At 71.1% G+C, this 26,795-nt stretch carries 28 protein-coding genes; 27 read left to right on the plus strand and 1 reads right to left on the minus strand.

Translation table 11 applies throughout. From position 1 onward, the window contains the following. The first annotated feature begins 1,013 nt into the window (after positions 1-1,013). From ACIA73_RS38440 to ACIA73_RS38555, 24 genes are all read left to right on the plus strand, one after another. The gene (locus ACIA73_RS38440) at positions 1,014-1,436 is read left to right on the plus strand and encodes a hypothetical protein (RefSeq protein WP_399443632.1); all 423 of its coding nucleotides are present in this window, start codon (positions 1,014-1,016) and stop codon (positions 1,434-1,436) included. 92 nt (positions 1,437-1,528) lie between these two features. Then, positions 1,529-1,882 carry a DUF2958 domain-containing protein gene (locus ACIA73_RS38445; RefSeq protein WP_399443633.1) on the plus strand — a complete coding sequence of 118 codons (354 nt, stop codon included), beginning with the start codon at positions 1,529-1,531 and terminating at the stop codon, positions 1,880-1,882. A gap of 106 nt (positions 1,883-1,988) precedes the next feature. Then, positions 1,989-2,300: a hypothetical protein gene (locus ACIA73_RS38450; RefSeq protein WP_399443634.1), complete on the plus strand. Its 312-nt coding sequence runs from the start codon at positions 1,989-1,991 to the stop codon at positions 2,298-2,300. Between the two features lie 106 nt (positions 2,301-2,406). Beyond that, on the plus strand, positions 2,407-2,667 hold the full coding sequence (locus ACIA73_RS38455; RefSeq protein ID WP_399443635.1) for a hypothetical protein: 261 nt from the start codon (positions 2,407-2,409) through the stop codon (positions 2,665-2,667). A 530-nt stretch (positions 2,668-3,197) separates the two neighbouring features. Further along, on the plus strand, positions 3,198-3,866 hold the full coding sequence (locus ACIA73_RS38460; protein WP_399443636.1) for a PP2C family protein-serine/threonine phosphatase: 669 nt from the start codon (positions 3,198-3,200) through the stop codon (positions 3,864-3,866). Positions 3,867-3,954: 88 nt separating this feature from the next. After that, positions 3,955-5,745 carry a ParB N-terminal domain-containing protein gene (locus tag ACIA73_RS38465; protein WP_399443637.1) on the plus strand — a complete coding sequence of 597 codons (1,791 nt, stop codon included), beginning with the start codon at positions 3,955-3,957 and terminating at the stop codon, positions 5,743-5,745. A 143-nt stretch (positions 5,746-5,888) separates the two neighbouring features. Next, positions 5,889-6,581: a hypothetical protein gene (locus ACIA73_RS38470; RefSeq protein WP_399443638.1), complete on the plus strand. Its 693-nt coding sequence runs from the start codon at positions 5,889-5,891 to the stop codon at positions 6,579-6,581. A 169-nt stretch (positions 6,582-6,750) separates the two neighbouring features. After that, on the plus strand, positions 6,751-7,221 hold the full coding sequence (locus ACIA73_RS38475; RefSeq protein WP_399443639.1) for a hypothetical protein: 471 nt from the start codon (positions 6,751-6,753) through the stop codon (positions 7,219-7,221). Between the two features lie 81 nt (positions 7,222-7,302). Beyond that, positions 7,303-7,692, plus strand: coding sequence for a hypothetical protein (locus tag ACIA73_RS38480; RefSeq protein ID WP_399443640.1), 390 nt, complete (start codon positions 7,303-7,305; stop codon positions 7,690-7,692). A gap of 270 nt (positions 7,693-7,962) precedes the next feature. Beyond that, positions 7,963-8,778 carry a hypothetical protein gene (locus ACIA73_RS38485; RefSeq protein WP_399443641.1) on the plus strand — a complete coding sequence of 272 codons (816 nt, stop codon included), beginning with the start codon at positions 7,963-7,965 and terminating at the stop codon, positions 8,776-8,778. A gap of 91 nt (positions 8,779-8,869) precedes the next feature. After that, on the plus strand, positions 8,870-10,171 hold the full coding sequence (locus ACIA73_RS38490) for a hypothetical protein (protein WP_399443642.1): 1,302 nt from the start codon (positions 8,870-8,872) through the stop codon (positions 10,169-10,171). Positions 10,172-10,246: 75 nt separating this feature from the next. Continuing rightward, positions 10,247-10,858 (plus strand): hypothetical protein, encoded by a 612-nt coding sequence (locus tag ACIA73_RS38495; RefSeq protein WP_399443643.1) that lies wholly within the window; start codon positions 10,247-10,249, stop codon positions 10,856-10,858. Between the two features lie 876 nt (positions 10,859-11,734). Further along, positions 11,735-12,265: a hypothetical protein gene (locus ACIA73_RS38500; protein ID WP_399443644.1), complete on the plus strand. Its 531-nt coding sequence runs from the start codon at positions 11,735-11,737 to the stop codon at positions 12,263-12,265. After that, positions 12,265-12,732, plus strand: a complete 468-nt coding sequence (locus ACIA73_RS38505) for a helix-turn-helix domain-containing protein (RefSeq protein WP_399443645.1) — start codon at positions 12,265-12,267, stop codon at positions 12,730-12,732. Before ACIA73_RS38500 ends, ACIA73_RS38505 begins: the two co-directional genes overlap by 1 nt. Positions 12,733-12,868: 136 nt before the next feature. Then, positions 12,869-13,501, plus strand: a complete 633-nt coding sequence (locus tag ACIA73_RS38510) for a hypothetical protein (protein ID WP_399443646.1) — start codon at positions 12,869-12,871, stop codon at positions 13,499-13,501. Between the two features lie 150 nt (positions 13,502-13,651). Then, positions 13,652-14,080 (plus strand): hypothetical protein, encoded by a 429-nt coding sequence (locus ACIA73_RS38515; protein WP_399443647.1) that lies wholly within the window; start codon positions 13,652-13,654, stop codon positions 14,078-14,080. Positions 14,081-14,135: 55 nt separating this feature from the next. Next, a complete protein-coding gene (locus tag ACIA73_RS38520; RefSeq protein WP_399443648.1) occupies positions 14,136-14,357 on the plus strand; it encodes a hypothetical protein in 222 nt (73 codons plus the stop codon). Positions 14,358-14,511: 154 nt separating this feature from the next. Then, the gene (locus ACIA73_RS38525; RefSeq protein ID WP_399443649.1) at positions 14,512-15,201 is read left to right on the plus strand and encodes a hypothetical protein; all 690 of its coding nucleotides are present in this window, start codon (positions 14,512-14,514) and stop codon (positions 15,199-15,201) included. Positions 15,202-15,371: 170 nt separating this feature from the next. Then, a complete protein-coding gene (locus ACIA73_RS38530) occupies positions 15,372-17,072 on the plus strand; it encodes a DUF6248 family natural product biosynthesis protein (RefSeq protein WP_399443650.1) in 1,701 nt (566 codons plus the stop codon). A gap of 223 nt (positions 17,073-17,295) precedes the next feature. Then, positions 17,296-17,679, plus strand: coding sequence for a hypothetical protein (locus tag ACIA73_RS38535; RefSeq protein WP_399443651.1), 384 nt, complete (start codon positions 17,296-17,298; stop codon positions 17,677-17,679). Positions 17,680-18,108: 429 nt separating this feature from the next. Further along, positions 18,109-18,816 carry a hypothetical protein gene (locus ACIA73_RS38540; RefSeq protein WP_399443652.1) on the plus strand — a complete coding sequence of 236 codons (708 nt, stop codon included), beginning with the start codon at positions 18,109-18,111 and terminating at the stop codon, positions 18,814-18,816. A 169-nt stretch (positions 18,817-18,985) separates the two neighbouring features. Then, positions 18,986-20,146 (plus strand): DNA polymerase thumb domain-containing protein, encoded by a 1,161-nt coding sequence (locus tag ACIA73_RS38545; RefSeq protein WP_399443653.1) that lies wholly within the window; start codon positions 18,986-18,988, stop codon positions 20,144-20,146. Next, on the plus strand, positions 20,143-20,358 hold the full coding sequence (locus tag ACIA73_RS38550; RefSeq protein WP_399443654.1) for a hypothetical protein: 216 nt from the start codon (positions 20,143-20,145) through the stop codon (positions 20,356-20,358). The genes ACIA73_RS38545 and ACIA73_RS38550 overlap by 4 nt, the downstream gene beginning before the upstream one ends. Further along, the gene (locus ACIA73_RS38555) at positions 20,355-20,624 is read left to right on the plus strand and encodes a hypothetical protein (RefSeq protein ID WP_399443655.1); all 270 of its coding nucleotides are present in this window, start codon (positions 20,355-20,357) and stop codon (positions 20,622-20,624) included. Before ACIA73_RS38550 ends, ACIA73_RS38555 begins: the two co-directional genes overlap by 4 nt. A gap of 231 nt (positions 20,625-20,855) precedes the next feature. Here the strand turns inward: ACIA73_RS38555 and ACIA73_RS38560 are convergent, their stop codons facing one another. Then, positions 20,856-22,232, minus strand: coding sequence for a hypothetical protein (locus ACIA73_RS38560; protein WP_399443656.1), 1,377 nt, complete (start codon positions 22,230-22,232; stop codon positions 20,856-20,858). 140 nt (positions 22,233-22,372) lie between these two features. Here ACIA73_RS38560 and ACIA73_RS38565 point away from each other — a divergent pair, with 140 nt between their 5' ends. The 3 genes from ACIA73_RS38565 to ACIA73_RS38575 all read left to right on the plus strand — a co-directional run bounded on the left by ACIA73_RS38565 (position 22,373) and on the right by ACIA73_RS38575 (position 26,145). Further along, positions 22,373-22,501 carry a hypothetical protein gene (locus ACIA73_RS38565; protein WP_266662108.1) on the plus strand — a complete coding sequence of 43 codons (129 nt, stop codon included), beginning with the start codon at positions 22,373-22,375 and terminating at the stop codon, positions 22,499-22,501. Between the two features lie 106 nt (positions 22,502-22,607). After that, positions 22,608-24,188, plus strand: a complete 1,581-nt coding sequence (locus ACIA73_RS38570; RefSeq protein WP_399443657.1) for a hypothetical protein — start codon at positions 22,608-22,610, stop codon at positions 24,186-24,188. Positions 24,189-24,255: 67 nt separating this feature from the next. Further along, on the plus strand, positions 24,256-26,145 hold the full coding sequence (locus ACIA73_RS38575) for an ATP-binding cassette domain-containing protein (protein ID WP_399443658.1): 1,890 nt from the start codon (positions 24,256-24,258) through the stop codon (positions 26,143-26,145). Positions 26,146-26,795: the final 650 nt, after the last annotated feature.

A 26,795-nucleotide genomic window follows, 5' to 3' on the forward strand; every position in this document is an offset into this window, starting at 1 on the left:
GCGCGCGCCTCGCTCCGCGAGGACGACGCGGGGCCGCTACGCGGCCCTCTGACGGATCGCTCCGCGATCCTGACACCGGTCCACTCCGTGGCCCTGTGTGCCCGGTGACCGCTTCGCGGCCTCCGGGCTGAGGTCGGCTGGCCGACCTCAGCTTTGGTGCTCCGCACCAGCAACTCCCCTGCTCCGCAGTGGAGTTGACCCGCTTCGCGGGTGGCTGGCTACGGGGTGGCCCACCCAATCCCCCGTAACTCGACTGCACACCGTGAGGGCCGAAGGAACACCCCTCCCCTACATCCCGTACCCCGGGGCCCCCTGCGTCCAACCACATCGGACGCACAAAACTTACCCGACATCCGAGAACCGGGGGCACCCCCTCCCCCGGCGGGGTTGTGCCGCCCAACTCCCCTGTTGTGTAGGGGAGTTGGGCGGCCCGGTGACTCCGGGGTAGGTATTCGCCGTCCGGCTTCAGCGGCAGCCCGGCGATCCGGACCACGACCCGCCCGGCCACGCCCCGTGACCCGCGCTCGCCTCCCCGACACCTACCCACCCAGAAAGCCCCACAACGCCCCTCAGGGGCCCGCAGTGCCCCACCAGTGCAGGAGACCGGCAACGGGTCACAAGCCGTCAGAACGCCGCACACGGCGTCTAGGTGGTCGCGGGAGCGCAGCGACCGCACCCGAACCCAGGAAGCCGCCCAAAACCCCCGAGCAGCGTCCTGTACTGCTGCCCCGCCCTATTTTCCCAGGGGTGGCGGTACAGGAGGCTGTGAGGGGGTTGTCTGGGTTTCTCAGGGGACTTACCACGGGGCTTGACCAGGGGGGATGTCGCTTTGGGGGCTAGGAGCGTTGAAGGGGGCTATGTAGGGGACTTCGAAGGAGGCTTCGAGGGGGACTACGAAGGGGACTTGGCTCGGAGGTCGGTAAGTGGTTGATCTAGCCACTCCATGAGTGTACAGTTACAACTGTAAGGACGAGGGGGGCGGCAACCCCCACCAACCCACCTGGAGCGTGCGCATGAACATGAATGTCACGGAAATTCTCAACCTGGCGGACACGGCAACAGCGGCTCTCATCGAAGGGCTGCCCGACGGCCGGCACAGCGTGGTGTGCGCTGACGAGGAAGCCGAGTACATGTGCACGCTGGAATTCAGTACGTTGGCTGGCCTTTCCGCCATCTGTCCGGACTGCATTATGGAATTCACTGAAAACCTTGCCTGCGTAATCGCAATTGGTGCTGGTGGGCTGGTAGCGCGCACCCATGCTGAGGATGAGGAAACGGTTCGAGGATGGTCCGTTACCTCTTCCGGAGTTGCCCCAGTGAGCAAGTCGGTAACCTATTCGGCTTACACCACGGACGCGGTCACCGGGGACCCCATCCCGTCGGAAGAGGGGGTTATCTACGCGGCAGGGTTTTCACTCTCGCAGCCTGAGTCGTAATTGACGCACTGTCGGGAGGGTGGCGGCAACCACCCTCCCCTCAGACCAACCCACCAAAGTCCGAGAACCGGTCTGAAAAGGAACACACGAGAATGACATTTCCCGCCGAAAAGAACAGCGCGCGCCGAGGCCACAAGTTCTACCCGCCGGAAAGCACCCTGAAGAAAATCCCCGCCCTGTACGCGAATGAAGATGTGCCGTTGTCGGAGAAGGTTCTCCACGCGCATTTCTTCGTGGGTGGTTGTGACTGGTATGTGGCTGAGTTGGACCCGCAAAGCGGTCTGGCTTTCGGATGGGCCCATATCACTCACGGTGAATGGGGGATGTTCTCTCTTCCGGAGATGGAGAACATTTCGGTTCGGGGGTTGTTTGTGGTGGAGCGGGATCTTTATTTCGACCCCGCCCCCGCGACGGAGATTGACCGCATTCCCGCCCACGCGTACTAGGGGCGTGGGGCCGGGTATCCCCGCCGGTCCGTTCATTGCTATCGGTGCCCTTCCCGTCCGGCAAGGCGGGAAGGGCGCCCAACCCACCAGGAACGAGGTACCACCCATGGCCGAGTCTTACCACTACAGTGCCCCGCTGACGGCCGAGGACGCCGAGCGTATGGGCCAGCTACTCGGTTTGGTCATCGCGACGAGCGCGACGGCCTGCGCCACGAAGACGGGTTTTTCCGTCGACTTCTTCATGGCCCGTTTCACGATGGATTCGACCCTGGACGCGGTGCAGCTGGAATTCCTCAGCCGCATTGCTCGCGGAGAGTCCGAGGTGGAGGCCGCAGCAGGGGCCGGAGGGTTTTTGATTGACTCCGCTCACCGCGCCATGCGTCGCGCTGTTCTTATCGCCCAGTTGCAGGGCCGGTAGGACTCTGGAATGGGGAGGGGGTGCCCATTTCCCCTCCCCATTCCAGGGTTCTGCGGTCCGGCAAGGCCACGGAGCCCCAACCCACCACAGCGTGAAGGGAATTGGCATGGAGCTTGAGACGTACGAGGTTTTCGGCGGGCAGGTGCTTGCCATCGGTAACGGCTTCTTCTTTGTCCGTGAGTCGACGGAACCGGCGAATGGAATTTTCCCGGGGCTGACCTTCTGGGGTTACTGGTGGAACCACGCCGAAGGCGTGTGGGGAAGTGACACCCCGCTTTCCGCCCCGTTCGACGCGCGGAAGTGGCGCGCCCTTGAGCGCGACCATGCGGAGTCCATTTTCCCCGTGCTGCCGGGCGTGTTGTCCTAGCCCCGGATTGGAGCCGCACCATGAGTAGTTGCCACACGTGCAAGGACGGCCTCTTCTCGTGCCCGGAAGATGACGGCCGCCCCGGTTGTACGTTCATCCCGCCCGGGGGAATGACTGAACAGGCCATGGCGTATATCGCCGAGGACGAAGAGCCCGTGTTCGACGGCGATTGGTAGAGCCGCCCGGTATGGAAGGCCGGTCCGGGGAGCAGCCAGCCCCGGACCGGCCCCCGGGGCCTGCGGAGCAGGGCGCAACCGGCGCTCTCGGGTGCGGAGCGCCCGCCTGCGTGACGATCGCGTAGCGATCGGCGCGCAGGTACGCCAGCTGCCCACCGGCCCCGCAGCGCGGAGCGCTGCGCTTTCCCGCCGCGTAGCGGCGGCGCGGCGTCTCTGCGGAGCAGAGCGCGCGCAAGACAAGAGAGAGGGGCGCGCGCCCTGTGCTGCGCCCGCCCCGCACCCCCGTTTCGTGAGGAGAGTTCTGTGATGCGTTGGACAAGTGCCACGGTGGCCGCCCGAGGGCGCCGGTATGAAATGGCGGATGCTGCCGACTGGCAGCGTGACCCGGCGACGGGCAAGCGGGCTTGGGCGGTTGCCGACGGGATCGGCGATGACGTCGATGCGGCGGAGGCGGCCGAGTTCGCTGCTCGGAGCGCCGTGCGTGCCGCCGTGCGTGGCGGGGCGGTGTGTGGGGTGCACGCCGCCCGTGCCGCGCTCCGGGAGGAGGCCGAGGGCCGTTACCGCCCGGGGGATTGTGTCTTGGTGGTGGCGGTGCCGATGAGTGAGCGGGTGGGCGGGGGGTGGGACATCGGTTGGGTGGGTGACTGCCGGGCGTATGTGCTGCGCGAGGGCCGGGTGGAGCAGGTGACCGAGGATCACACCGAGGGGCAGCGGATGCGCGGGTCGGCCGACGCGTTCTGGCGGGAGTTGGCCCCGGGGTATGACCACATCGTGACGCGGAGCGTGCTCGGGGGGCAGCCGGCCGCTTCCGTGCGGGTGCTGGGGCCGGTCGATCGGCTTGTGTTGTGCACGGATGGGCTTTACCAGGCGGTGACGCCGGGAGATCTGTGGTCGGGGATGAACTGTCCGGGGCCGCCGCATGTGGCGGCGCGGATGTTGCTCCGGGCGGCGCAGGTGAAGGGGCCGACGCGGGACAACGCGACGGTGACGGTGGTTGAGCCCGTGCCGGTAGAGGGGAGTTGACAACAACCCCGAAGAGAGTACACTTACAACCGTAAGAACGGAGGGGCGGCAACCCCTCCGGCACCAACCCACCAGAAACAGGAACCACATGCCGAAGAAGACCGCACCGGCCGCGCCGGTGGCCCGCATGACCCTCCCGCTCACGGCGCTGCGCACCGAGCACAACATCCGCCACCACTTGCAGATCGGGGACGGATGGCTGATCAACAGCGTGCGCGAGAACGGGGTGATCTCCCCGCTCGTGGTGGAGCCCGCCGCAGACGCCCCCGGTGTCTTCGACGTCATCCAGGGCAAGCGCCGACTGGCCGCCGCCTGTGCCGCAGAGCTCACCGAAGTGCCCGTGTACGTCGTCGACCCGGCGCAGCGCACGGCGGGGATGCAGTACATCGAAATGATCGTTGAGAATGCCGAGGAGGGCCGTAAGTCGCTCAGCGCGCTGGAGGAGGCGGACGCCCTCTTCCTGGCCACCGAGTCGGGCATGACCGAAGCCGCCGTGGTCCGGCGCTCCGGCCGCAGCGCGGAGCAGGTCGCCCAGTCCCTCACGGCCGCCCGCACGGTCGGCGACCGCACCCGCGAGGCACTGGCGGAGTCCGACGCCTACGAGCTGGATCTTGCCGTGTTGTCCGTGCTCGGCGAGTTCGACGACGACCCCGACGCTGTGGCCCGCCTGTTGGACGCGCACGGCAAAGGACTCTTCGAGCACCAGGTGACGGCCGAGCGCGACGCCATCGAGGAGCGCGAGGCCCGCAACGTGGTGCGCGAGGAGCTGGCCACGGCCGGTATCCGGCTGATCGAGCCCGAAGAGCTGGAAGAGGGGGTGGAGCTCGAACCGCTGGAATTCCTCTGGGACAAGGAGGGCAACCCGCTCACCGAGGACGGCCACGCCGCTTGCCCCGGGCACGCCGTTTCCTGGGAAGAGGTCAGCGACACCCCCGATGAGCTGTACGCCGGGTGCACCGACTGGCAGGGCAACGGTCACCTGGACCACCCCCACGGCGAGGAGACCGAGGAGGCCACTGACGACGCCGAGGAGGAGTCCGCGCTCCGCCCGCCCCACGACCAGGACGACGACGAGGACCAGGACGACGAGGACGACGCGCCCGCCCCGCGCCCGGCACCGGCACCGGCGCCCGTCAAGCCGAAGCCGGACGGCATGGCCCACGCGGTGAAGCTCGCGGGCAACAAGGCCTACCGGGCAGCACTGAAGACCAGGCGCGCATGGGTCAAGGAGTTCTTGCAGCGCAAGACCGCCCCCAAGACCCTGGCCGGTTGGGTCACCGAGCAGTTGTTCATCTGCCCGCCGGAGGTAGAGAAGTGGGCCGGGGACGTTCCCCGGGTAGCGCTGCTGGCCGAGTTCCTGGGTGAGAACAAGAGCGTGAAGGCCAAGGAGCGCGCCAAGTGGATCCCGGCGGGTGCCTCCCCGGGCAAGCTCGCGCTGATGAACTTCGCGGTGCTGGCCGCCAGCCACGAAAAGCGGCTTGACCAGGTCCAGACGTGGCGGACGGACAAGCCCTCTTGGGACACCGAGGAAATCCGGGACGGCGCCCGGACCTACCTTTCCTTCCTTTCCACGACCGGCTACACCCTGTCTCCCGTGGAGAAGGCCATCGTGGACAACGTCACCTTCCACCCCAGCGGGGAGCCGGAGGAGTCCGAGGCCGACGACGGCCAGGACGAGCAGGCCGAAGGCAGCGACGAGCAGGCCGACGCCCCCAACGCGGAGGAGCCCGAGGAGGAGGCCCCGCAGGAGTCGGCCGACCCGGACGACGGCCCCCTCCCCGGCGAGCCCCCGGCGGTGGACCCCGAGGACGGCGGCGCGCAGGAGGAGCCGGACGAGGCGCAGGAGGACGGCCCGCCGCAGGACGCGCCGCAGGAGTAGCAGCACCCGGGGGCGCTGCCCGCCAGCGCCCCCGGTCACCTCAGTCGGCCCACCCCCGTGGGTGGGCCGGCCGCCCCGCCCCGCTGCGCACCGGACCGGCGGCAACCGGCCCGGTGCCACCAGCCCACCTCAAGGAGTACGACGTGAACACCACCATGCCCCGCCCGTCCCTGCCCCGTTGGGTCATCAAGGGAGTGACGGACGACTGCACCACGTGCGACTGTTGCAACCGCCAGAACCTGAAACGCACCGTCGCCATGATCCCGCTGGACGAGGACGGGAACGAGGACGGCGACGCCGTTTACTACGGCACCGCGTGCGCCGCCGCCGCCATGCGGCGCACCACCACGTTCGTCACCAACGCCGCCAGTGCCGCCCGCAGGCAGTCGCTCGAACGCGACGAGTGGGCGCGGGGAATCATCAGTAAGTACGGGCCGTACGAGTTCGCCACGACCCGCGAGATGGCCGCTGCCTGGTACAGCTGCAACCCCGAGTACACCGGGCGGGGCGCACGGGAAGAGGTCGAACACTTCCTGTCGATGGCCAGGGCCCAGCTCACTGACACGACGCTCGGGCCCGTCCGGCCGCACACCGTCGCCGACTTCCGTCCCTATGTCGTTGTCACGGACCGGGATGCGTCGCGCGTGTACATGGCGTGCGCCGTGCCGGTCGAGGGGGCGGAGGAGTTCCACCAGTCGGTACGCCGGGATCCCCGGTGGCGGGAGCGGTACATCGTGACGGTGTACGCGCTGGACGAGGAAGCGGCGAAGGACGTGGCCCGCCTGCGCTACTGGCTCACGCAGTACCGGGACGAGCGTGCGGCGTACGCCTTCTGAGCCCCCGGCGGGGGCACATCCCGCCCCCGCCGGTAGGAATGCTGCGGGCAACACGCTGGTAGATCACGGGGGTTGACACCCCTCATCATGAGAGTAGACTTACAATTGTTGGCATGGGAGGGGCGGCAACCCCTCCCCCCGGCACCAACCCACCACAGATCGGAACCCCATGCAGACGCACCTGCGGTACTGGACCGTTTCCTACCGCACCCGCCCCGGAACGCGCACCGGGAAGCCCCTGACCAGCCCGGCGACAGTCCGCCGCCACCACGCGGCCATGACCGCGCAGGGACGCACCGACGTCACCCTCACCGAGCACGTGATGACCAAGACCGACAGCCCCATCACGGTCGCGGACCTCCCCGGACCCGGTGAGCCGACCCCCCTGCCCCCACTCCCCGCCACCGCCCACGAGGTCCGCCGCTACTTCCGGTGCGAGAACTACGGGCCCCCTGCCCTGCCCACCGGCGACCACGTGCGGAGCTTCCTCTCCTGGGTCGCGGACGTCCGCGAACGCCACACCGCCGGAGCCCGCCGCAGCGGGTCCAGCAGCTACCCCGACCCGGCCACCCTCCGGGTGCGGGATGTCCGAGTCGTGGTCTCCCAGCGGCAGATCACCCCGGACCAGCTCCCCGCCTGACCCGCTTCCCGCCCGGGGCGCAGGCCCCGACCGGCCCCCGGGCGGCCCCCCACACCCCCAGACCAGCACCTCAGGAGAGCCATGCCCGAGTACCCCCGCTCAAGCGTCCCGGCGGCATTCGACCGCGGTCACCTCTACAGCCCCACGCTCGCCCAGACCGCCCTCTCTCTGGACGACCGCTACGCCTACGACTACCGGCCCGGCGACCTCTTCGAACCGATGCCGGCCGCACCGTGCGAGCCCAAGGCGTACCGCCGGTGGTGGAGGAACAGCGCCCACGTGACCACGCCTGACTTCCTCGGCCTGCGCCCCGGAGACACCCTCACCGTCCAGCACGTCACCAGCGTCGGCCCCGGCACCGTACTGGCGACCTGGCGGGCCGGGGCGTGGGTCGAATACCCCTACTCCGCCCCCGCCGAGTACGGCAGGACCCTGGTCCGCCGCCGCAACAATTCCGGCCACTGGTACTAGGCCTCCAGCACCGCCACCCGGTGGGGACCGCACTCCCCCGGCCCCCACCGTGCCCCTGACCGTGCGGACGGCAATCCGCGCCCAACCCACCACAAGGAGCACCACCGTGCCGAACCACCCCGACAACGAGCCGGTCATCCCCCGCCGCCCCATCCCCGGCCCCCGCCGCCCCGTCGACGGCCCCCGCGTCCCGCCTCAGCGCACCGCCTGACCGCCGCCCACCGGTGGGCCCGACCGGGCCCACCCCTCCCCCCATCACAGGAGCAACCCATGCAGCAGAACACGCCCGCCGTCCGGGAGTTCTTCGTTCTCGGGCAGGCCAACGTCGACACGTTCACCCTCTGGCACGTCTGCGCCGCCCCCGAGGACGCCGAGGAGAGCGACACACTCTTCGACAGCTTGGCCACGCACGCCGACCAGGGATGCGGCACGCTGGTCACCGAGCACGCCGCCAGCGCCTGCGAGGCCGTGTACCGGTACCTGACCACGCTCGGCAACGCGGCCGGGACCCGGGTCACGCTGCACCCGGAGAGCAACCCCGCCGCCCTGAAAGAGCTCCAGGAGTACCGCCCGGATCTCCTCAAGCGCCGCGCCCCGTACTTCGTCGTGACCGACGACCGGCGCCCTGTCGAAGCGGACCTCTTCCAGGAGGGGCACGAGGGGTTTCGTGTGGTGCACGTCGAGCGCGAGACGGACCACGACACCGACGCCGCCCGTGAGGCCCAGCTGTCCCAGCTGGCGAACTTCTACCTCACGTACCAGCCGCTGAGGATGCACTGCTACACGGCCACCAGCCGTGGCCAGGCCGCCGCCATGGCCCGGCAGGACCACGCGCGGACCCTGGCAGCGGAACGGATGGCCGAAGCGGTCAACCGCCACCTGAAGAGCGCGCCGCGCCAATGGCGCGGCGGCTCGGTGCTGGGGTGGGTGGCGGTGCGAAACACGGACGGCAGCAGCGACGGACGGCTGTACGCCGACGCCGAGGACGCCCGGAACGCCCAGCCGGCCCCCCGGGCATGCATCGTCTTCCCGCTCACCACCCGGACCCCGTTCACGGTCGACGACTGCCGCGCCTGCCTCGCATAGCCCCCCCCGACGGGGGCGGGATCCCGTGCGGCCCTCAGCCCGCCCGCCGGAACTGCCCGCCCCCGCCCCCTTCTTCCTTCAGGAGTGCACTGTGCCCCACCCCGCTACCCGTTACCTGAAGAGCGGGATCCTGACTCCCCGCCCCTACCTGCCCGGCGGCATGACCCCGGCCGCTTCCAAAGAGACCGTGTTCTCGGACAGCACATGGTCAACCGGATACGTGACCGGCATCGAGGCCGACTGCCTCTTCCGGCGGTCGGCCGCCCGGCGCCGTGGCCTCCACGTGGCGGAGTACGGCGCTGTCCGGATCTCCCCGCGCGGGAACCGGCGGGCGGTGGAGCTCACCTCCGTCACCCACCCGAAGAAGCTCACGCAGCGGCAGTTCGACGACCTCCTACTGATCGAGCAGTGCGAGAAGGGCGCCCGGATCCTGCGGGACAGCACCGGTGCCCCCTGCCGAGTCGACGCGGGCTTCTTCCGGATCCCGCGCACGCAGACCGCGATCCTCCTGGCCCGGGGCTGGCTGTCGCAGCTATCGCACTCGGATGAGGTGTGGATCTCTGCTGCGGGCCGGATGGCAATGGCCTACCGGTGGCACCGCCAACAGGGCCTGCCCGTACGGGTGCTGAAGGGCCTGTATCTGGACGCGGTTCTTACCGCGGCCGACGCTGCCGGGCACCGGCTGGCCCGGTTCGCCGATCCGTGCGGGGTTGACAACCCCACACATGGGAGTAAACTTACAACTGTAGTTACGGCGGGGCGGCAACCCCTCCGGCACCAACCCACCAGGAGCACATCCATGAGCACCACCCCGACCACCCCCCTCCCCTACCGCATCGGGGAACCCGACTTCGATTGCCGCCAGCCGGTGATCATCACCGAGGACGGACAAGACCTCGCGCTCGGGCAGGCATTCCGGTGGCATCGCGACTGGCTGGTCCTCTCCGGCGGACAGGAGACCAATCTCCGCCGCCCGCTCACAGGCGCCAAGGGCATCGACATGGCCGCCACCCACCTCCTGACGCAGTACCGCACCGGACAGCTCACCCCCATCCCGCTGAAGGAGCTGCTGACCACCGACGCGCCGAGGGAGATCCTCGGCGAACTCCCCCTGCTGCACCCCCGGATGCCCGACAACCCGACCAACCGCGACAACGCCCGCAAGGCGTTCGCCGGTCTGGCCGAGCACTTCTGGCGCCCGGTATGCACCGGGTTCCCCGGCAGTGACAACGGGTGGTACCTGCGCTGCATGCTGTGCGGCTGGGTCGGCATCCGGCACTGGTCGCACCACCGGGGCCGCAACGGCAACCCGCCCTCCCCCCACCGGCACGCGGGCGGCTGCATCGGCAAGGACAAGGTCCGCGCGCTGATCCCGGCCTACCGCACGCAGTAGCCACCTGCGCACCGCCCCCGGGCCGCGGGCTCACAAAGCGCCCCGGCCCGGGGCCCCAGGACCTGAAAGGCCCCGATGAAACCCCCTCTTCTCACCACCGCGCGGCGCGCCGCCGCTCTGCTGGGACGCGGCTGGCAGGCCGCTCCCGAGGACCAGGCGGCGTGGCCCGGTGCCGTTCTGCTGACCGCCCCCCGCCGGGGAGGTGACCCCTACCGCATCCGGCTGACCGGCGAGGGGGCGCGCATCATGGCGTACGGGCAGATGGACCGCAGCGCGGACCACTGGCTGCTCTACAGCGCCGACTCCCCGCAGATCACCATCACCGCCGACCTGCCCTCCCGCCGGATTCCGTACCACCTCGCATCCCACCTGCGGCGGCGGATGCTCCCCCTCTACGACGCGGCGCTGACCGAACTGGCCGACGACCGGGCCCGCTACGCCCGCGAGAGGGACACCCGCGATGCCGTGGCCGAACACCTGCGGGACATGCTGCCCGGCGCCCACGTCTCGGAGTCCTACCAGGACCGCGACCGCGTCACCGTCACGAGCCACTCGTACGGCAACGGCCAGCCGCGGATCAGCGCAACTGTCGCCCACGACGGCGAGAGCGTCCGCATGGAGCTGGACTACCTGACCCCCGATCAGGCCGAAGCGGTCTGCCGCGCCCTCCTACGGGTGGACCCATGAGTGAGCACCAGTCCGCCGCATGGTTCGCCTGCGAGGTCAGGACGACGCGGCACGCGACGGGTCGCCCCTGACCGGTACTGCGGCGCCCGGGGCGCCGGCCGCCAGCTCGCCGAGGCCCAGCACAGTGACAGTCCGGGTCCAGGCGTTGGTAGGCCGCCCCCGAGGGGCCTGATCCCGCCCCCGGGGGCGCTGGAGGCCCATCCGGTATCCCCTCGGGCACTGACCAGGCGACTGACCACGCAAGTGTGTCCGTCTCGTAATCGTGGTCACCCCTGCATGGTCAGCGAACCGGTCAGCCCGGGTGCGTTCACTGAGCAGCCGTCACCGGCCGCCGACCACCGAGGAGTCCGCCATGCCCCCGCTTCCCGCGCGCTGCCCGCGCACAGCAGCGCTCCGCGTGCTGCCGACGGGGCGGCTCCCCGGCCTCAGGCCCGCAGCTGACGGCCGGACCAGTCCTCCCACCGCCTTCACTGCCCGCGCCCAACGAAGGGACGGGGGGCACGGCGCGGCACGCGGTCAGGCGTGGACGGGGACCACCCGAGCCCACCACCGTCCCCGGCCCCGCTGCTGGCCTTTGGTCCACCCGTGCCCCCACGGCCCGGCGGGCACGCGCGGACGGCCGGGAGGGAACCCCGCCCGGCCCCGGCCCGGCACCCCGGCCACTTTAAGAGATAACGGCAGCCCTCTGACCTGCATGTTTGCCGCCGATTTATTCGCCTGCACGCATAAACCGGTGCTGCGGGCCCCCGAGATTTATGCGCAGTACCCGAATAAATCCCCCCGTCAAATGCGGCGCTCTCAGGCGCATAAAAACCCGCAAAAAATAGCTTGGACGCTATATTACGCGTCTGCTTTTCCAAGAAGGAGCAGGTCACCGTGGCACAGCCAGCACAACCGCGCCCCGCCGAGCGCCCGTTGGCACCGGTGCCGACCGGACGGGACGAGCCCGCCGAGCGCGGCCTGGTCGAGACGCTGGATCGGATCAGCCGGCACGGCGGGTCGGTGCAGTTCTCACCGCCGCCGCGGCCCTACGGGTTCCCGGGCGGGCGGCACGTGAACCTCTCGCAGGAGCTTCACCTGAACCTGTGGCGTTTCGGCCTGTCGGCGATGGCGCGCGACCTCCTGGACCACATGACGGTCACCCACGACGACCACGGCACCGTCGGCGTCACCCAGGATTCCCTGGCCCGGTACTTCGGTTGCAGCCAGACCAGGATCCAGCGGGCACTGGCCCAGCTGTCCCGCCACCACTTGGTGTGGAAGGTGCGCAACGGCCGATACCAGCTCAACCCCACCTACGCCTACCGGTTCAGCAGCCGCAAGCACGCGCTGCTGCTGGCCCGGCTGGGAAGCGCCACACTGACCAGGCACAAGATTGTCATCCCCCTGCCCGAGAAGAGGTCTTGATGAGCGGGATCCCCGGCTTCCACAACCCCGCCGCATGGGAGCAGCTGCCGAACGCCCGCCTGACCCCCACCACGCGGGACGTCTTCGACGTGCTCACCGCGCGCCAGGCGCCGGGCGGGGAGGTGCGGGTGCGTCAGGCCGACCTGGCCGCGCGGCTGGACACCACGCAGAGCGCGATCTCCCGGGCGATGACCGAGCTGCGGGACACCGGGCTGATCGAGGGCCGCACCCGGCACGGCCGGGTGCTCATCCACCCGCTGTTCGCCGGGTATGAATCGCTCGCCCACATGGTCAATCACATCGAGGACCCGGCCACGTTCATCTGGCCGCTGCACTTCCCCTCCGGGGACATCCGGCCGCCCCGCCGCAGCGACCCGCGCACCGGGACCCGGTTCGACCCGGACCCGGACGGGGGCGAGCCCGCGCCGGCCCCGAAGGCGCGCCCGGACCTGCGGATCGCAGGCTGACCGGGACGCCCCGGGGAGTCCCGGTGGCGTGGTGCGTGGTTGCCCCACACCCAAAAAGAGTGTATACTTACAACTGTAACGAAGTGGGGCGGCAACCCCTCCTCCAACCCACCACAACGCACGCACCCTCCGGTGCGTGAAAGGAACCTCCGTGCTCAACCCCCACAAGCCGTTCCTGTGCGTGGTCCAGGCGACCATCGTGTCCGCCGACCGCACCGGCGCCACCATCACGTCGCACGCCATGCCCGCAGCCCCCTTCGGCTCCCCCGCCTGGCAGCTCCCCACCGTCGCGGCCTACCTCAACCGCCTGCACCGCACCGGAGACCACCCCCGCCCCGAGGACTTCACCGCTCACCTGGAAGCGCGCGCCCGCACCGCCGTGCCGAGCCCGGCCCGCCCCTACCCGCACGCCCCGCTGCACGACAGCAGCGTCACGTGCCTGATCGACGTCGCCCTCACCCCGGCCACCTCGATGGGCTGGCCTGGCGTCTCCCTGGTCTTGCACCAGATGGAGCCCGGCCGCTGCGGCTTCACCCGCACCGAGACCTTCCGCGGATGCCACGCCGCGCTCGTGCACACCGAGAACGAGATCACCGCCGAGCACCAGCGGCTCGCCAGCCGGGCACGCGAGTGCCGGACCGGCGGCGTCCGGGAACTGCGGGACCTCGCCGGGGCCACCGTGACCTGGATGCGCCAGCTCACCCAGGCATCCCGCGCCGACCTCGTGATGGCCCGCGCCGCCGCCGTCCGCACCGAGATCCGCCGCTGACCTCCCGGAGCGGGCCCCACGGCCCGCCCCGCACCCCCACACCGCGCACGGCCACCGGGCAGCGGACCCGCGTCTGCGCCCCGCCCCGCCGGCCGGGCACGCCCCCCCTTGGATCCGGTGCCCCGTCCGGGGCACCGAGAGGAGAAACCCATGGGCGTTCTGCCCCGCACCACCCCGCCCACCTTCCTCCAGGAGCTCGCCGCCGCGCTCGGCAACACCGGAGCCAGCCGACTGAAGCCCGGCCCCCGCGCCACCCACACCGCCACCGGCCTCGACGGCACCCCGTGGCAGATCACCTACCTCACACGGCACAGCCGACAGCCCGTGTGGGGCCTGAAGGGCCCCGGGCACGAACACGGTGTCGCCGTCGGCACCGCCGAGGCCGCCCGCCTGATCACCGCCCCCGCGCCCGAGCCGCAGCCCGTCCCGGCCGACCCCCACCCCCGCGCGCCGCGCACCCACCTGGGCTTCCCCGTGCCGGAGTTCGTCCGCGCCGAGTGGGATTCCGAGCGCGCCCAATGGTGGCGCCTGGGCATCGCCACCGCCGTCGGCACACTGCCCGACAACCGCCCCCGCTGACCCCGCCCCATACCGGCCGGGCCCCGTGCCCGGCCCCCTGAATAGGAGGCAACCCATGCCCGCTTCCGAAACGCCGACCACCGGCCGCCCGGCCACCTACCAGGTCACGTGGCGCGCCGACTTCGAGGCGGCCAGCCCGCAGGAAGCCGCAGAGCTCGCGTACGAGCAGCTCACCACGTACGGCACGGACGCATGGCCGCCGGAACTGGAGGTCGACGGCCCGCACGGCGAAACGCTGGTCATCGACCTGCACACCACGGCCGACGCCGACCGCTGACGGCGCGGCGCCTGCACGCACCACCCGCCTGACCGCCCACCTGGCTGTCCCGGGGCCCGCCGCCCCGGGACGGCCAGGGGCAGCCGGGCACACCGTTGTCCACCTTCTTCCGTCCCCGGCGGCAACCGGGGTCCGACCCACCAGGAGCACCACCATGATCGACTCACACCCTGCCCTGACCGCCCACTTCCCCCGGTGGGCGGTGAAGGGCACCGCCCGCCACCGCACCACGTGCGTGTGCTGCGGACACGAGGGCCTGGAACACACCGTCGCCCTGGCCCCCTTGGACACGGGCGGGGGCGAGAGCGGCCCGGCGGTGCACTTCGGCCCCCGGTGCGCGGCTGCCGTCCTGCACCGGCCCGTCGCTGCCGTCGGCCTGGCCGCCCGCCAGGCCGACATGCACGCGGAACGCAGGGAGGCGTGGGCGCGGCGGATCATCAGCCAGTACGGCCCCGTGGAGTTCGGTACCGACCAGGAGATGGAAGCCGCCTGGAACCACTCCGGCAACGCGAGCAGCTCTGCCCGAGAGGCCCGCAAGTACGTGACGGAGTTCCTCGCTGACGCCCGCGCGCAGCTCGCCGACACCACGCTTCAGCCCGCGCGCCCGCACAACACCCGCGACTTCCAGCCCTATCTGGTCGTCCTGGACACCAGCACCCTGCGCCACCACTGGTGCGGCCCGGTGCCGGGCGAAGACGCGGAAGCCTTCCACACGTCCGTGCACCGGGACTGGCCGGGCCTGGTCAGCGTGACCGTGGGCGCACTGGACGAACTCTCGGCCCCTGCGGTGGCGTTCGCACGGCGCGGCATCGCCCAGTACAACGCCGGGCGCGGCTGGTTCTGACCCGCCAGGCCCCTCGTGCAGCCCCGGTGAGCCGTCCGGCCCGCCCCCCCCCGCGCTGCACAGACCTGAACCCCCAGCGGCCGGTGGGGAAGCCGGGCGGATCCCGCCCCCCTCCCCCACCCCTGCCGCCCCTCCCACCCCGCACACCTCACGTCTTCAGGGGACCTCCCATGCCCGTGTCCGAGAACCATCACCAGGCCCGCCCCGTCGCCCCAGCCCGGACGACAGCCGTCGAGACGGCCCGGCAGGCCGCCGCGCTCGCCGTCGCCGCCGCCGACACCGCCATGCACGCCGCATCCCACGCACCGTGCGGGCAGAGCGCCCACCGGGAAGACGCCATGCACGCCGCCCACAAGGAAGCCTGCGAATCCGAGCGGTACGCCCGCCTGGCCCAGGACCCATCCGGCGACGAGCACCGGCGCGCCCGGTACGCGGCCCTTGCCGTCGAAGCCGCGGTCCGCGCCCAGACCGCCGCCGGCACGGAGACGACGGCGGCCGCGCTGCGCACCCGCCCGGAGCGCCCCGCCACCGCCGAACAACGGGCATGGCGTGCCCAATGGGAAAGCGCCGCGCGCGCCCAGGAGACACAGGAGGAGGCGCGGGCGCGCGCGGTCACCGGCATGGACAGCGACAACCGCGACCGGGAGGCCCGCAACCGGGATCTGGCCGAGGACTTCGTGAGCGCGCTCGGCTGGACGATCGGCCACCTGCGGGTGGTGGAAGCGGCGGCGACCGGGCGCCTGTTCTGGCGCGGCGGCCGGGCACGCCTGGCCTCCCGGCCCGGAGTCCGGGACGGCGGGCGCCTGGTCAGCAAGGACCGGACGCTGCCCCTGTATGCCGCCCGGTTCCTGGTCGCCGCCGGTCACGACGACGGGGTCCGGCAGCTGACGCTCAGCCCGATGGGCGAACGCGCCCTGGCGCTGGTCCGCCTGCACCCCGCAGGCCTGTACCCGGACGATCGGGCGGCGTACGAGGCCCGGTATACCCTCTCGGCGAAACGCTGGATGAGCAGCGACCAGAAGAAGGCGGCGGCCCGCCGTCTGCCCCCGCTCGACCATCTCGCGCTGCGCTTCTACCGGCGGCCGGTGACTCTGGCCGAACAGGAGGAACGGGCCGGGCGTGAGGCACAGGAGCAGTGGGAGGACGAGGGCGGGTACTGCCCCGGCGTGCCGACACCGTCACCCGTCGCCGCCCCCGCCGCTCCCCGCCCGCCCGCAGCGGCCCGCCCGGAAGCCGCCCCCCGCACAGCACCGGCAGCGGCAACGGCTCACCGCTGGCCGGTTGTCCGGCGCCCGCAGCGCACCCTCACCCACCGTGAACTCGCGGCGGTGCGCCGCACTCCCCTGCTGAATCTGCACGGCGCGCTGCTCATGGGCATCACCGACCCGGTGCCCAACCCGTCGCCGATGCCCGAGCCGGAGGGGGAATGGGTGCGCAGGCGCGTCTGGCCCGAGCATTACCTGGAGATCGACCGCAAATACCCCTTCGGGTTCTGGCGGTGGAGCACCTGTGAACGGGGAACGTGCTGGAACTGCCTGGCCAGCCGCTGCGAGTGGTGCGTGCACCGCCAGAAGGGCGGCCCGCACGTGGACAGCAGCACCGACTGGGTGCACAACCATCACGGGCAGGCCGTCGCCCCGCTCCTGCTGCGCGCCGGCGGTACGCCGTGCATCTGGTGGTGCCGCTGCCCTTGCCCGAAGGAACCGTCCGCCGCCAAGCCCCGCCGGGGGCGCCCGCGGCGTACGGAGCACCCGGCTGGCGCACGGGCAGCAGCTCCGGCCAAGGACGGGCCGCCGACACCTGCGGCAGCTGCCGCAGGCGCCCGCCAGGAGGACACGGCGCCCGGATGGGTGCCCGGGACGTTGTTCTAGGTAGCTATGCGAGAACCTTCGCGATGTGGCACGGGCGGCGCAAAGTGCCTTTGACAGTTGGGAACATGCCGTCATGGGAGACCCGCCCCCCCGCCGCTGGTCAGGTTCGACTGAAGACCCGAACGGTAGGGAGAAGCCGTACCACGGATTTCGTCTATCCCCCCTAGAGATAGCCCTCTAGGGGGGATAGACTTTCCATCTCGTCCCGAGGAGGGTGCTGAGTATGGAGCTGCCCAGGATCATCGCCCGTCGCGCCGACGGCGGATGGATGCTCGAAATGGAGGGACTCGCCCCCGCCTACGTGCGCCGACTGAGTGAGGCAGCCGAGTGTGGACGTGCGCTCATGAAAGCCGCGGACGCACCCGGGGCCGATCAGGGTGTTCAACTCAAGGTCGACCTTGGCAAGGAACTCAACCGACGCATCAAGGCTTCAACCCAGGCAACCGTCGACGCTCACAAGGCCCAACTACAAGCGGCAGCGGAGCTTCGACGAACAGCGTCAGCCCTCAAGAGCCAGGACATGACCGGCCGGGACATCGCCCACATCCTCGGCGTCTCGCCCCAACGGGTATCCCAACTACTTACCCAGCCCGCGACCGGAGGTTAATGCGCAAGCTAAACGGCCGCACCCCCTGCCCGCAGGGCACGGCCGCGGGCGCGGCGGGCAGGTACGCCGGAAGCGAATGAGCTGTTCAGGGACTTGGGGACGGTCCCGGCCGGGACCGGACAGCACCATGGGAAGGCCCCGGGAAGGCTGGGCGGGCTCTGCGGCTGCGGTCATTTCGCCGGCGGCACGGTTGACACCCACACCGAGCGGGAGCAAACTTAAAAGTGTCCACATTGGCGGTACGTCGTGATGATGGCCGGCAGAGGCACCCCTAGGGGTGTCGACCCGGGCGGCAACCCGGCCGAACGCCTGCCGGCCATCGACGTTCCAACCCACCAAAGGAAAGGAACGCTGACATTCTAGGCCCGCCGGACACTCCCCTCGCACACCCCCGCCCGCCCGCCAGCCCGCACCCCGGAGAAGCCCGCCATGACAGAGACCGCCCACCCCGCCGAAATCACCGTCGGCGGCCGCACTCTGGTCAGCCGCGACTGGATGGCCGAGCGCTCCGGCGCCAGCAAAGTGACCGTCGGCTACTGGCACAAGCACCGCTTGGACAACCCCGACCCCGCCACCCGCTTCCCCGAGAAGACCGCCACGGTCAACCGGGTCGAGTACTTCGACCAGGAGCAGTTCGAGCGGTTCTTCGCCGCACACCAGGAGAAGAAACAGAAGAAGGTCCTGCCCACCGACCCCGCCCTCTACCAGGGCCACCCCGAGGACCTCATCCCGATCGGCGAGGCCGCCAAAATTTTCCACTTCGCCGAGCCGGCCGTGATCCGCAAGTACCTGCGGGACAACCCCGGTTACTTCCCCGAGCCTGCGGGCACCGAGGTGCTCGACAGCGGCAAGGAGGCGCGCGTCTTCCGCCGTCGCGACCTCCAGGACTTCGACAAGCGCCGCACCGGCAACAACATCGCCACCGGCGCCCGCAGGACGGCCAACCCGCCCCGGGGCGCCAACGCCGAAACCGAGCGGCGGATCGCCGTCGCCGCCGCCTACCTGGACGAGATCGGCGGCTGGCGCCGCGGCGCCGCTGGCGAACTCGCCCAGCGTGAAGGCGGCTCCCTGCCTCAATGGGACCGGGCCGTCCGCGCTGCCCGCGCACAGCGCGAAGAGCGGACCAGCAGCCGCTGACCCCGCCCCGGCAGCGCAGGACAGGCGTCACACCTGGCCACTGCCGCAGCAACGGCCTCGTCAAGGACCATCCGCACCCACCGGCCGCACCCGTCCGTCGCAAAACAGCGCCCCGCGACGTACTCTAAATAGAACAGAGGTTCGACTTAGCGCGGTGTGGGAGGTGCTCGTGAGCGAGCAGACGGGCCGAGAGGCGCCTGCCAGCACAGTGCTGCGGGTGCACTTCCACTTCTCCGGTGAGGGCGAGGTGTACGAGCGGCTCCTGGCGCTGTTGCATGAGGCCACCCCCCGGGTGCATGCGCTGCCGCCGTTCGCGGCCGAGCTCGATGTGTCCGGCGCCCTGCGCTACCACGACACCGACGCCGCCGGACTGGCCGCGATGATCCAGCTGCGCGCCGCAGGCCTGCACGGGGTGTCCTCCAGCGTCGGGATCGCGCCGACCCGCAGCCTGGCCCTGATGGCCGCCGACAGGACGGCGCCCGGCTGCATCACCACCGTCGGCCCCGACCCGGAGACGGTCCAGGAGTTCCTGCGCCCCTGCAAGGTCGGCGCACTCCCCGGCGTGGGCCCGGCAGTGGCGAGAACACTCGCCCGGTACGGGCTGCACACCATCGGCGCGCTCGCCGACGCCTCGCTGCTGACCGTGCAGCGCATCCTCGGCGCGGCCACCGGCCGACTCCTGCACGAGCGGGCCCGCGGCATCGACCCCCGCCCGGTCGAACCCCACGAACCGGCCCGCTCGCTCTCCGCCTCGCACGCCTGTCCCCGAGACGAGCTGGACGCCCTCGCGCACCGCAACGCGCTGCTCGCCCTGGCCGAGGGCCTCGGGCAGCGGCTGCGCACCACCGGGGACGCCGCCGCGGCCCTGTCCCTCCAGGTCCGCTACGCCGACCGCTCCACCACCACCCGCAGCCGCGCCCTGTCCGTGCCCAGCAACCACACCCCCGCCCTGACCGCCACCGCCTACGAGATGTACGACCGGCTCGGGCTGCAACGCGCGCGCGTCCGCACCCTCGCGCTGCGCGCGGAAAGCCTGCAACCGGCCGACACGGTGGCCCACCAGCTGTCCCTGGACCCGCAGGACGACCGCGCCCACGCTGCGGAGGCCGCCGCCGACCGGGTCCGCGCCCGGTTCGGGCCCGCCGCCCTCACCGCCGCGTCGCTCGCCGTGCCCGGCCGCACCACCTCCCCCCGCGACCGGGCCGCCAGCCGCCACCCGATGCGGACGCAAGGCCCTGCCGGGGCGGGGCTGTCAGAGGCGGCCCATAGCGTCGGCCCACGGACCCCCCGCCCGGAAACACCCCTCGCCCACAGGAGCAGAGACCAATGAACGACACCCCCCGCCCCCGGACCGCCCCCTCCTACCAGGACACGTTCGACACCCTCGCCGCCACCCACCGGGGCCGGCCAACGGCCACGATCGTCCCCCTGCTGCGCCGCGCCGCCGACCGGGCCCTGCTCGGCTTCCGCGACACCGACCTCCAGGAACAGGCACAGGCCATCAGCACCGGCGTCCCCTGCTCCCTGCGCATCGCCCGGTGACCCTCCCGCACCCGCACCCGCACCCGCACCCACCGGACCGTCCCCGGCAAGCGCGCGCAGCAGGCCCCGTCACGACGTACCGGACCGAGCTGCGCTTCACCCTCGGCGGGCCGAAAGTGGCCGGCTTCTGGGAGAACCGGGCCACCGCCGACCGCACCCTCACCTCCTGGATCGGCCTTTACGGATCCCACCCCCAAACGCATATCCGGCTGGTCGAGGTCAGCGCAGCGGGCGAACGTCTTCTGCAGCAGTGGCCCAAGCCGTAGCCCCCGTCCACTCCCCACCCGCGCCGCTACTCGGCGCGGACGCGAGTCACGGTGGCGGTGCGTGCCGGGTGGCCCCCGCCGCCACTTCCACCATCAGCCCGGCAGCGGGCCCCTTCGGTACGTCCGAGGAGGAAGTTCCGGAGTCGAAGCGGACCGGGGCGTCCGTCACGGCTTTCGCCGCCCGCCCCAGAGCTCAGTCCGGCTGAGGTTACAGCGGGTGCGGCACGGTCCTCACCGGTGGTGGGCGAGGAAGACGCGGGCGCGTTCGTCGAGTTCGGCCGCTACCCGTACGCCGCGGGACCGGTACGGGCGTAGGTCTGAGCGCAGGGTCCGGACAGACTTGAGGGTGCGGGTGGACTTCACACCGGTCATGGTGTCGATCGCCTGGCCCCAGGTGGTGCACGCCTGCTCGATCTGCCCCTGCTTGGCCTGCTGCTCGGCCTGGGCAACGAGGTCCAGGGCGATGATCCTGGCGTACGTCGTCCCCGGCCGGCTCGCTGCGGCGGTCGCGTAACTGCGGGCGGAGTTGGGCCGGTCGCCGAGCGTCTCGAAGACTTTCGCGCTGCGACTGTGAACGGTGGCGGCGGGCGGGCCCCACACCAGGGCCCAGAACGGGACGTCGTCGGCGGCGCCGGCCACAAGCGCCGCGTGGGCACGGTCGACGCCGGTGAGGGCCTGGGGAATCTGGCCGGTCTTGGCGAGGGCATGCGCGTGGGTGATGGCGAACAGCGCCTCGACCTGGGAGCCGACCCGGCCCTTGGCCCGGTCCCAGCCGGTCTCGGCGAGCGCGAGGCAGTGCTCGGGCCGGTGCAGTTTCATGCCCTGCTGGGACATGGTCCGCATCACGAAGCCGTCCTGGCCGAGAATGCCCGACTCCCGCGCGAGCGCCAGCGACTGGACGTAGTAGCGCTGCGCCAACCCCTGTTCCCCACTGTCGTACGCCTTCCAGCCCGCCAGGTGTGCTGCGGCCGAGGCGACGGACAGCGCCTCGGCGCGGATCTCTTCATTGGCGAAGCGGCCCCGGCACAGGCCGGCGATGTCGGTGACCAGGTACTGCACGAACGCGGAGCGGCCATGCTGCCCGCCGTGGCGCTCGTCCATGTCCATGAAGAGCTTCACCATGTCGCGTACCGCCGCGACGTCGGCGCGCCCGGCGACGGCTCCGCTGCTGACGGTGCGGGTCCGGGCGGCAGCTTCCTGCACGCTCTCCAGCGGCAACGTCGCGGCGGCCATGGAGTAGGCGGAGGCGGCGAGGAAACGGCGTCGGTTCACGTCTGCGCTCCCGATGGCGGTCAGCGTCTCGATGGGATCGAAGTCCAGCGTCAGACCGATGCTTTCATCTTCGCAGCCCGTGGGGGAAACGAGTCCGAGATCTTCGCGGGTGATCCGGCGGCCCAGGCGCCGGGAGAGCGCCTCGGCCAGGTATCCAGGGGTCTGGCCGGTCGGTGTTGCGCCGAGGGTCCAGTGATGGACGGCCGACTTGTTCGTCCCCAGCCGCTGGCCACTCTCCGACGCGATGGCCTTCACGGCCCGCGCGACACCGTCGTACGGCAGCCCGGACTCGTCGATCAGCCTCTTGAGCTGGTGGTTCGCAGTGCGCTGGGTCATGGGGTCCCTACCCTCTATATACCCGATATACGGTTTAGCGCAGTCCGTACGGTACCCGTGAACTCCCCTGCCCAGTTCACTGATTGACGAAGCCCGATGACGTTCTGTTAACGGGTTCGCCCAGTGAAAAGGGGATCGCCATGCAGGACCAGAGCCGTCCGTGGGAGTCCGTGTTTGCCGGACCGGAGATCACCGCTGTGCCCAGTGACACCGCGCGCTTCGACGAGAAGCCGCAGGAGAGCTCGGACCAGGGCCGGTTCGAGGACTGACCGCCTCGCTCCATCCGGCACCACCAGAACCACCGGGGCCCGCGCCCGACCTGTGCCGCGCGGGCCCCGTCGCATGTCCGAAGGCCGTTGCGAGGGGAGTTCAGGGATGTTGACGTTGTCGGTCGATCTGCGGGCCGGTAAGGGGCCGTGGCAGTGGTGTGAGCAGGGCGGAGGCTGCTGGGGACGCGGTGGGGACCGCATCCGGCCACTGGCAAGTGAGGCACTGGAGGCACGGGCGGTCACCGACGGCACGGCCACGCTGTTGGTGGTGCGCGAGCGGGCCGTGGGCCGCGCCTCCCTGCTCAGGGCGGCGGGGCCGGTACGGGTCGACGCCGCGGTGTACGCCCGCGCCGTCTCCGAGTGCGAGAAATGGCCGCTCCAGTCCGTGTGGATTGAGGCTGGCCCGGACGGGCTGCGCCTTGAGACCGGGCTCGGCGGGGTGTGCCCGCTCTACCTCGCGTACGACACGGGGCGGCTCGTCGGCTCGTGGCAACTGATGGACCTGAAGGCCCGCCAGGCGCCGGACAAGCTGGATGAGAAGGAGGTGATGCGGCTGCTGACCGGGCACCCCCGCTATGGGCACGACACCCTGTTCACCAGCATCAAACGGCTCTCGGAACGCTCCGGGGCGTACGCGGACGCTGAGGGTCTGCGCCTGGTCTACCCGGCCGCGGCCGAGCACGCCCAACCCTCCGAACTGTCCGAAGGCACCGACAGCGACGCTCTGGTGGGCGCATTCGAAACCCTCGTCGACTACATCTACGCCCGCCGCCCCCTCACCCCCGCCCAGACCGCAGCGCAGCTCTCCGGGGGCAAGGACTCCACCAACCTCGCGATCTCCCTCGCACTCGCGCACCCGGGCCTGATCACGCCGTGCGCGCTGCTGATCGGCGGCGACGCCGGACCGCAGCAGATCGCCCGTCGCCGCATGGTCATCGACCACACCGGTTTCGCCCCGGACGTTACGGTGCCCGCTGCCGAGTATCCGCCGCTCGCCCCGGGCGGCCTGCGCCGCGCCCACCCCGAGGCGATCAGCCCGCTGGACGAGCCGCACCTGGAGGCCGCCGACGCGCTTGCCCAGGCGCTGATGGCGCGCGGCATCACCACAGTGGTCGCCGGGTTCGGCGGCGACGAAGTCGCCCGCGTCCGGCGCCCTGACGGGGCGCCCGTACGCGCCCCGGAGGCACCCACCTGGTGCGGTGAGCGGGTCCGTGACCTGCTCGGCGAGGTGAACACCGGGATCTCCCCGGCCACCGTGGCCCCCGAGACCGCGTTGGTCGCCCTGGAGGTCGCCACCCCGCTCCTCGCACGCCGGGGCCTGTGGGCCCTCGCCCCGTTCACCGACCCCGACCTGGTCCGCTTCGGGCAGCGTCTCCCACTGGAGTGGAAGCGCGAGAAGAAGCTGCTGACGACACGGTTCGCTGTCCGGGGTCTGCCCGATGCGGTGGTGCACCCGGTGATGCGGGAGAACTTCGGGCACCTGATGAACCGGGCCGTGCACGAATACAGCACCGGGTTACTCCGCAGCTGGGGCAAGGACCTGTACCTGGTCGAGCAGGGCTACCTCGATCCGGCCGTGCTCGGCGAGACGATCGAGCGTGCCGCGCTCGGCCCGGATGAGGCGGCACCGTACCGCACCGGGCTGTTCCTGATCACGGCCGTCGAACTGGCCCTGCGGGCCCTGTAGACACCGGGTCCACCAGGCGGGCGAGTTCGGCTCAAAAGGCCCCGGCCACCCCGGCGGGCGCACCAGGATGGGGCGGGTGACACAGTCCTCACCCGCCCCCACGACCACCGGTTCCCCGCAGCAGGTCGGCTACCAGAGCGACCCGCACTTCGAGGACATCGCCAACGCCTCCTGGTGGCGAATGGCCGCCCGGCTGCCGCGTACGCTCGCCGCCGCTACCCGGCTCGGCTGGGCCGCCGACCGCCCGGCAATGCTCTGGCTGGGTCTGTGCCAGCTGGTCGTCGCCGCCTCCGCAGCGGTCGCGCTCGGCGCACTGCCCGGCGCGATGAACCACCTCTTCGCCGGCGGCGCGGTCGCCGACCGGGTCAGCGCGGCCACCCCCGCGCTGATCGTGGTCGCGGTGGCCACCGGGGTGCGGGCCGGAGCCGATGCGTTCGCCGTCTATGCCTCGGCCCGCCTGTCACCGGAGGTCGCGACCGAGGCGGACCTCCAGATCCTCGCCGCCGCCCCGGAGGTGGAGTTGGAGGCATACGACCGGCCCGGCTTCACCGACCGCCTCCAGGCCGCCGGCAAAGGCGCCGAGGCGACCGAGAACCTGATCGGCGACGCCCAGGCCCTGGTCTCGGCACTCGCCCAGCTCATCGCGGCGGCCTCGGTTTTGACGGTCTTGCACCCCCTGCTGCTGCCCCTGCTCGTACTGGCCGTGGTCCCCAAGGGCGCCGCCGCCATCACCACCGCGCGGATTCAGCACCGGGCGGACTACCAGAACATCTCGGACAACCACCTGCGCTACCTGCTGCGGTACTACTCCACCGAGCGCCGCACCGCCGCCGAGGTCCGCGCCACCACCATGGCCACCTTCCTGGCGACCTGGTACCGCCAGATCACCGACCGGATCAAGGCTACCCACCGCGCGGCGGCCCCGCGTGTCCTGCGGGTCACGCTGCTCGGCTCCACCATCAGCGGGCTAATGCTCGGGGCAACCTGGGTCGCACTCGGCTGGCTTACCGCCACCGGGCGGATGGACCTGGCCATCGCGGCCACCGCCGTCATCGCCGTCCGTACCTCCACCGGCGCCCTCACCTCCCTGGTCATGGCCGCAGCCCGACTTTTCCGCACGTCGCTGTACCTGGACGACTGGCAGGCGTTCCTGCGCCGGGCGAAAGCCCTGCGCGCCGTACGCGGCACCATCCCGATCCCCGCCGACGCCCCCGCGGAGATCCGCGTCGAGAACGTCAGCTACACCTACCCGGGCTCCGACGCCCCGGCGGTCGACGGCGTCAGCCTCACGCTCCGACGCGGCGAGCTGATCGCACTGGTGGGAGAGAACGGGTCGGGTAAGACCACCCTGTCCGCCCTGCTCACCGGGCTGCGCGTCGCGAACACCGGGGGAACGGTGGCCTGGGACGGCACCGACCTGGCCGAGGCCGACCCGCACAGCGTGTGGTCCAAGGTCGGATTGGTCCCGCAGGGCTACACCCGCTGGCCCATGGACCTGCGCGCCAACATCCACCTCGGCCAGCCCCGCACCGACGACGACGCCCTGCTCCTTCACGCGGCGAAGGCGGCCGGCGCGGACAGCGTCATCAACAAGGTCCCCTACGGGCTCGACACCCTGGTCGCGAGCTCCAACTGGGGCGGCACCGACCTGTCCGGCGGACAGTGGCAGCGCATCGCAGTCGCCCGAGCGTTTTACAGGGACGCCGCCATGCTGATGCTCGATGAGCCGACCTCCGCGATGGACCCGCGCGCCGAGCACCTGGTGATCCGCCGGTTTAAGGAACTCGCCGCGGGCAAGGCCGCCGTGTTCGTGACCCACAACCTGGAGAACGCCCGGATCGCGGACCGCATCATCGTCCTCGACCAGGGCCGCATTGCCGAGTCCGACACGTTCGAGGCGCTCTTGGACGCGGGCGGACTCTTCGCCGAGCTGTACAAACTCTCCCAGGACCGGTGAGAGATCCAGCTACGCTGACCGGACCGTCGGCCCCGGCGCTGTCCTCCCCCGTGGGGCAGTGCGGGGGCCGGCCTGGTTTCCGGGGGTCCACTCCTGCCCGCCGCCGTCATCGTTGTCGAGTCGACGGCATCCGAGTCACGCAGGGGCCGCAGCCCGCTGACCAGTTGTGAGGCCGTGCCGTTGGCATCCCCTACCTTGCGACCCAGCGCCCGCTCCGCACGGGAGGCGCCCGCGTCCGCTGGTCACTGGGCATGCGCGGTGGCCACCGCGCGCCCCGGTGGCCAGCGCGAGTGGCCACCGGCCAGTGGCAGCAGCCCGGCGGCCTCCGGCCAACCCACTGTGGCCACCCCGGACGCGGTGGCCAGCGGCCGCTTCCTCCTGCGGGACCTACCCCATGGTCAGGTGGCCACCGGCCATGGTCAGTGCGGCCGCCAGCCGTGGCCGGTCCCCCTGCCGGTGCACGCTTGGCCGCCCTCGTGGCCAGTGCCGGAGCGGAAAGAGGCGTGGTCAGTACCATGGTCAGTTCAGTGAACGTCATGGTCAGTGCCGTGGTCAGTGTCTGCCCCGCCCTCCTTGCGTGGTCCGTGCCGAACGAATGCGGGCAGCGGCGCGGTCAGTGTCATGGTCAGTCTGCCGCCGGGCTGACCATG

It is taken from the genome of Streptomyces sp. NPDC051561 (assembly GCF_044454195.1).
GTDB lineage: Bacteria > Actinomycetota > Actinomycetes > Streptomycetales > Streptomycetaceae > Streptomyces.

What these genes read in the sequence shown, in the direction of transcription:
- ACIA73_RS38465 (WP_399443637.1), top strand. Translation starts at nt 3,955, where the DNA reads ATGCCGAAGAAGACCGCACCGGCCGCGCCGGTGGCCCGCATGACCCTC.
- ACIA73_RS38530 (WP_399443650.1), top strand. Translation starts at nt 15,372, where the DNA reads ATGCCCGTGTCCGAGAACCATCACCAGGCCCGCCCCGTCGCCCCAGCC.
- ACIA73_RS38520 (WP_399443648.1), top strand. Translation starts at nt 14,136, where the DNA reads ATGCCCGCTTCCGAAACGCCGACCACCGGCCGCCCGGCCACCTACCAG.
- ACIA73_RS38515 (WP_399443647.1), top strand. Translation starts at nt 13,652, where the DNA reads ATGGGCGTTCTGCCCCGCACCACCCCGCCCACCTTCCTCCAGGAGCTC.
- ACIA73_RS38565 (WP_266662108.1), top strand. Translation starts at nt 22,373, where the DNA reads ATGCAGGACCAGAGCCGTCCGTGGGAGTCCGTGTTTGCCGGACCGGAG.
- ACIA73_RS38480 (WP_399443640.1), top strand. Translation starts at nt 7,303, where the DNA reads ATGCCCGAGTACCCCCGCTCAAGCGTCCCGGCGGCATTCGACCGCGGT.
- ACIA73_RS38535 (WP_399443651.1), top strand. Translation starts at nt 17,296, where the DNA reads ATGGAGCTGCCCAGGATCATCGCCCGTCGCGCCGACGGCGGATGGATG.
- ACIA73_RS38440 (WP_399443632.1), top strand. Translation starts at nt 1,014, where the DNA reads ATGAACATGAATGTCACGGAAATTCTCAACCTGGCGGACACGGCAACA.
- ACIA73_RS38445 (WP_399443633.1), top strand. Translation starts at nt 1,529, where the DNA reads ATGACATTTCCCGCCGAAAAGAACAGCGCGCGCCGAGGCCACAAGTTC.
- ACIA73_RS38475 (WP_399443639.1), top strand. Translation starts at nt 6,751, where the DNA reads ATGCAGACGCACCTGCGGTACTGGACCGTTTCCTACCGCACCCGCCCC.
- ACIA73_RS38575 (WP_399443658.1), top strand. Translation starts at nt 24,256, where the DNA reads ATGGGGCGGGTGACACAGTCCTCACCCGCCCCCACGACCACCGGTTCC.
- ACIA73_RS38450 (WP_399443634.1), top strand. Translation starts at nt 1,989, where the DNA reads ATGGCCGAGTCTTACCACTACAGTGCCCCGCTGACGGCCGAGGACGCC.
- ACIA73_RS38550 (WP_399443654.1), top strand. Translation starts at nt 20,143, where the DNA reads ATGAACGACACCCCCCGCCCCCGGACCGCCCCCTCCTACCAGGACACG.
- ACIA73_RS38505 (WP_399443645.1), top strand. Translation starts at nt 12,265, where the DNA reads ATGAGCGGGATCCCCGGCTTCCACAACCCCGCCGCATGGGAGCAGCTG.
- ACIA73_RS38540 (WP_399443652.1), top strand. Translation starts at nt 18,109, where the DNA reads ATGACAGAGACCGCCCACCCCGCCGAAATCACCGTCGGCGGCCGCACT.
- ACIA73_RS38560 (WP_399443656.1), bottom strand. Translation starts at nt 22,232, where the DNA reads ATGACCCAGCGCACTGCGAACCACCAGCTCAAGAGGCTGATCGACGAG.
- ACIA73_RS38525 (WP_399443649.1), top strand. Translation starts at nt 14,512, where the DNA reads ATGATCGACTCACACCCTGCCCTGACCGCCCACTTCCCCCGGTGGGCG.
- ACIA73_RS38495 (WP_399443643.1), top strand. Translation starts at nt 10,247, where the DNA reads ATGAAACCCCCTCTTCTCACCACCGCGCGGCGCGCCGCCGCTCTGCTG.
- ACIA73_RS38455 (WP_399443635.1), top strand. Translation starts at nt 2,407, where the DNA reads ATGGAGCTTGAGACGTACGAGGTTTTCGGCGGGCAGGTGCTTGCCATC.
- ACIA73_RS38460 (WP_399443636.1), top strand. Translation starts at nt 3,198, where the DNA reads ATGGCGGATGCTGCCGACTGGCAGCGTGACCCGGCGACGGGCAAGCGG.
- ACIA73_RS38485 (WP_399443641.1), top strand. Translation starts at nt 7,963, where the DNA reads ATGCAGCAGAACACGCCCGCCGTCCGGGAGTTCTTCGTTCTCGGGCAG.
- ACIA73_RS38570 (WP_399443657.1), top strand. Translation starts at nt 22,608, where the DNA reads ATGTTGACGTTGTCGGTCGATCTGCGGGCCGGTAAGGGGCCGTGGCAG.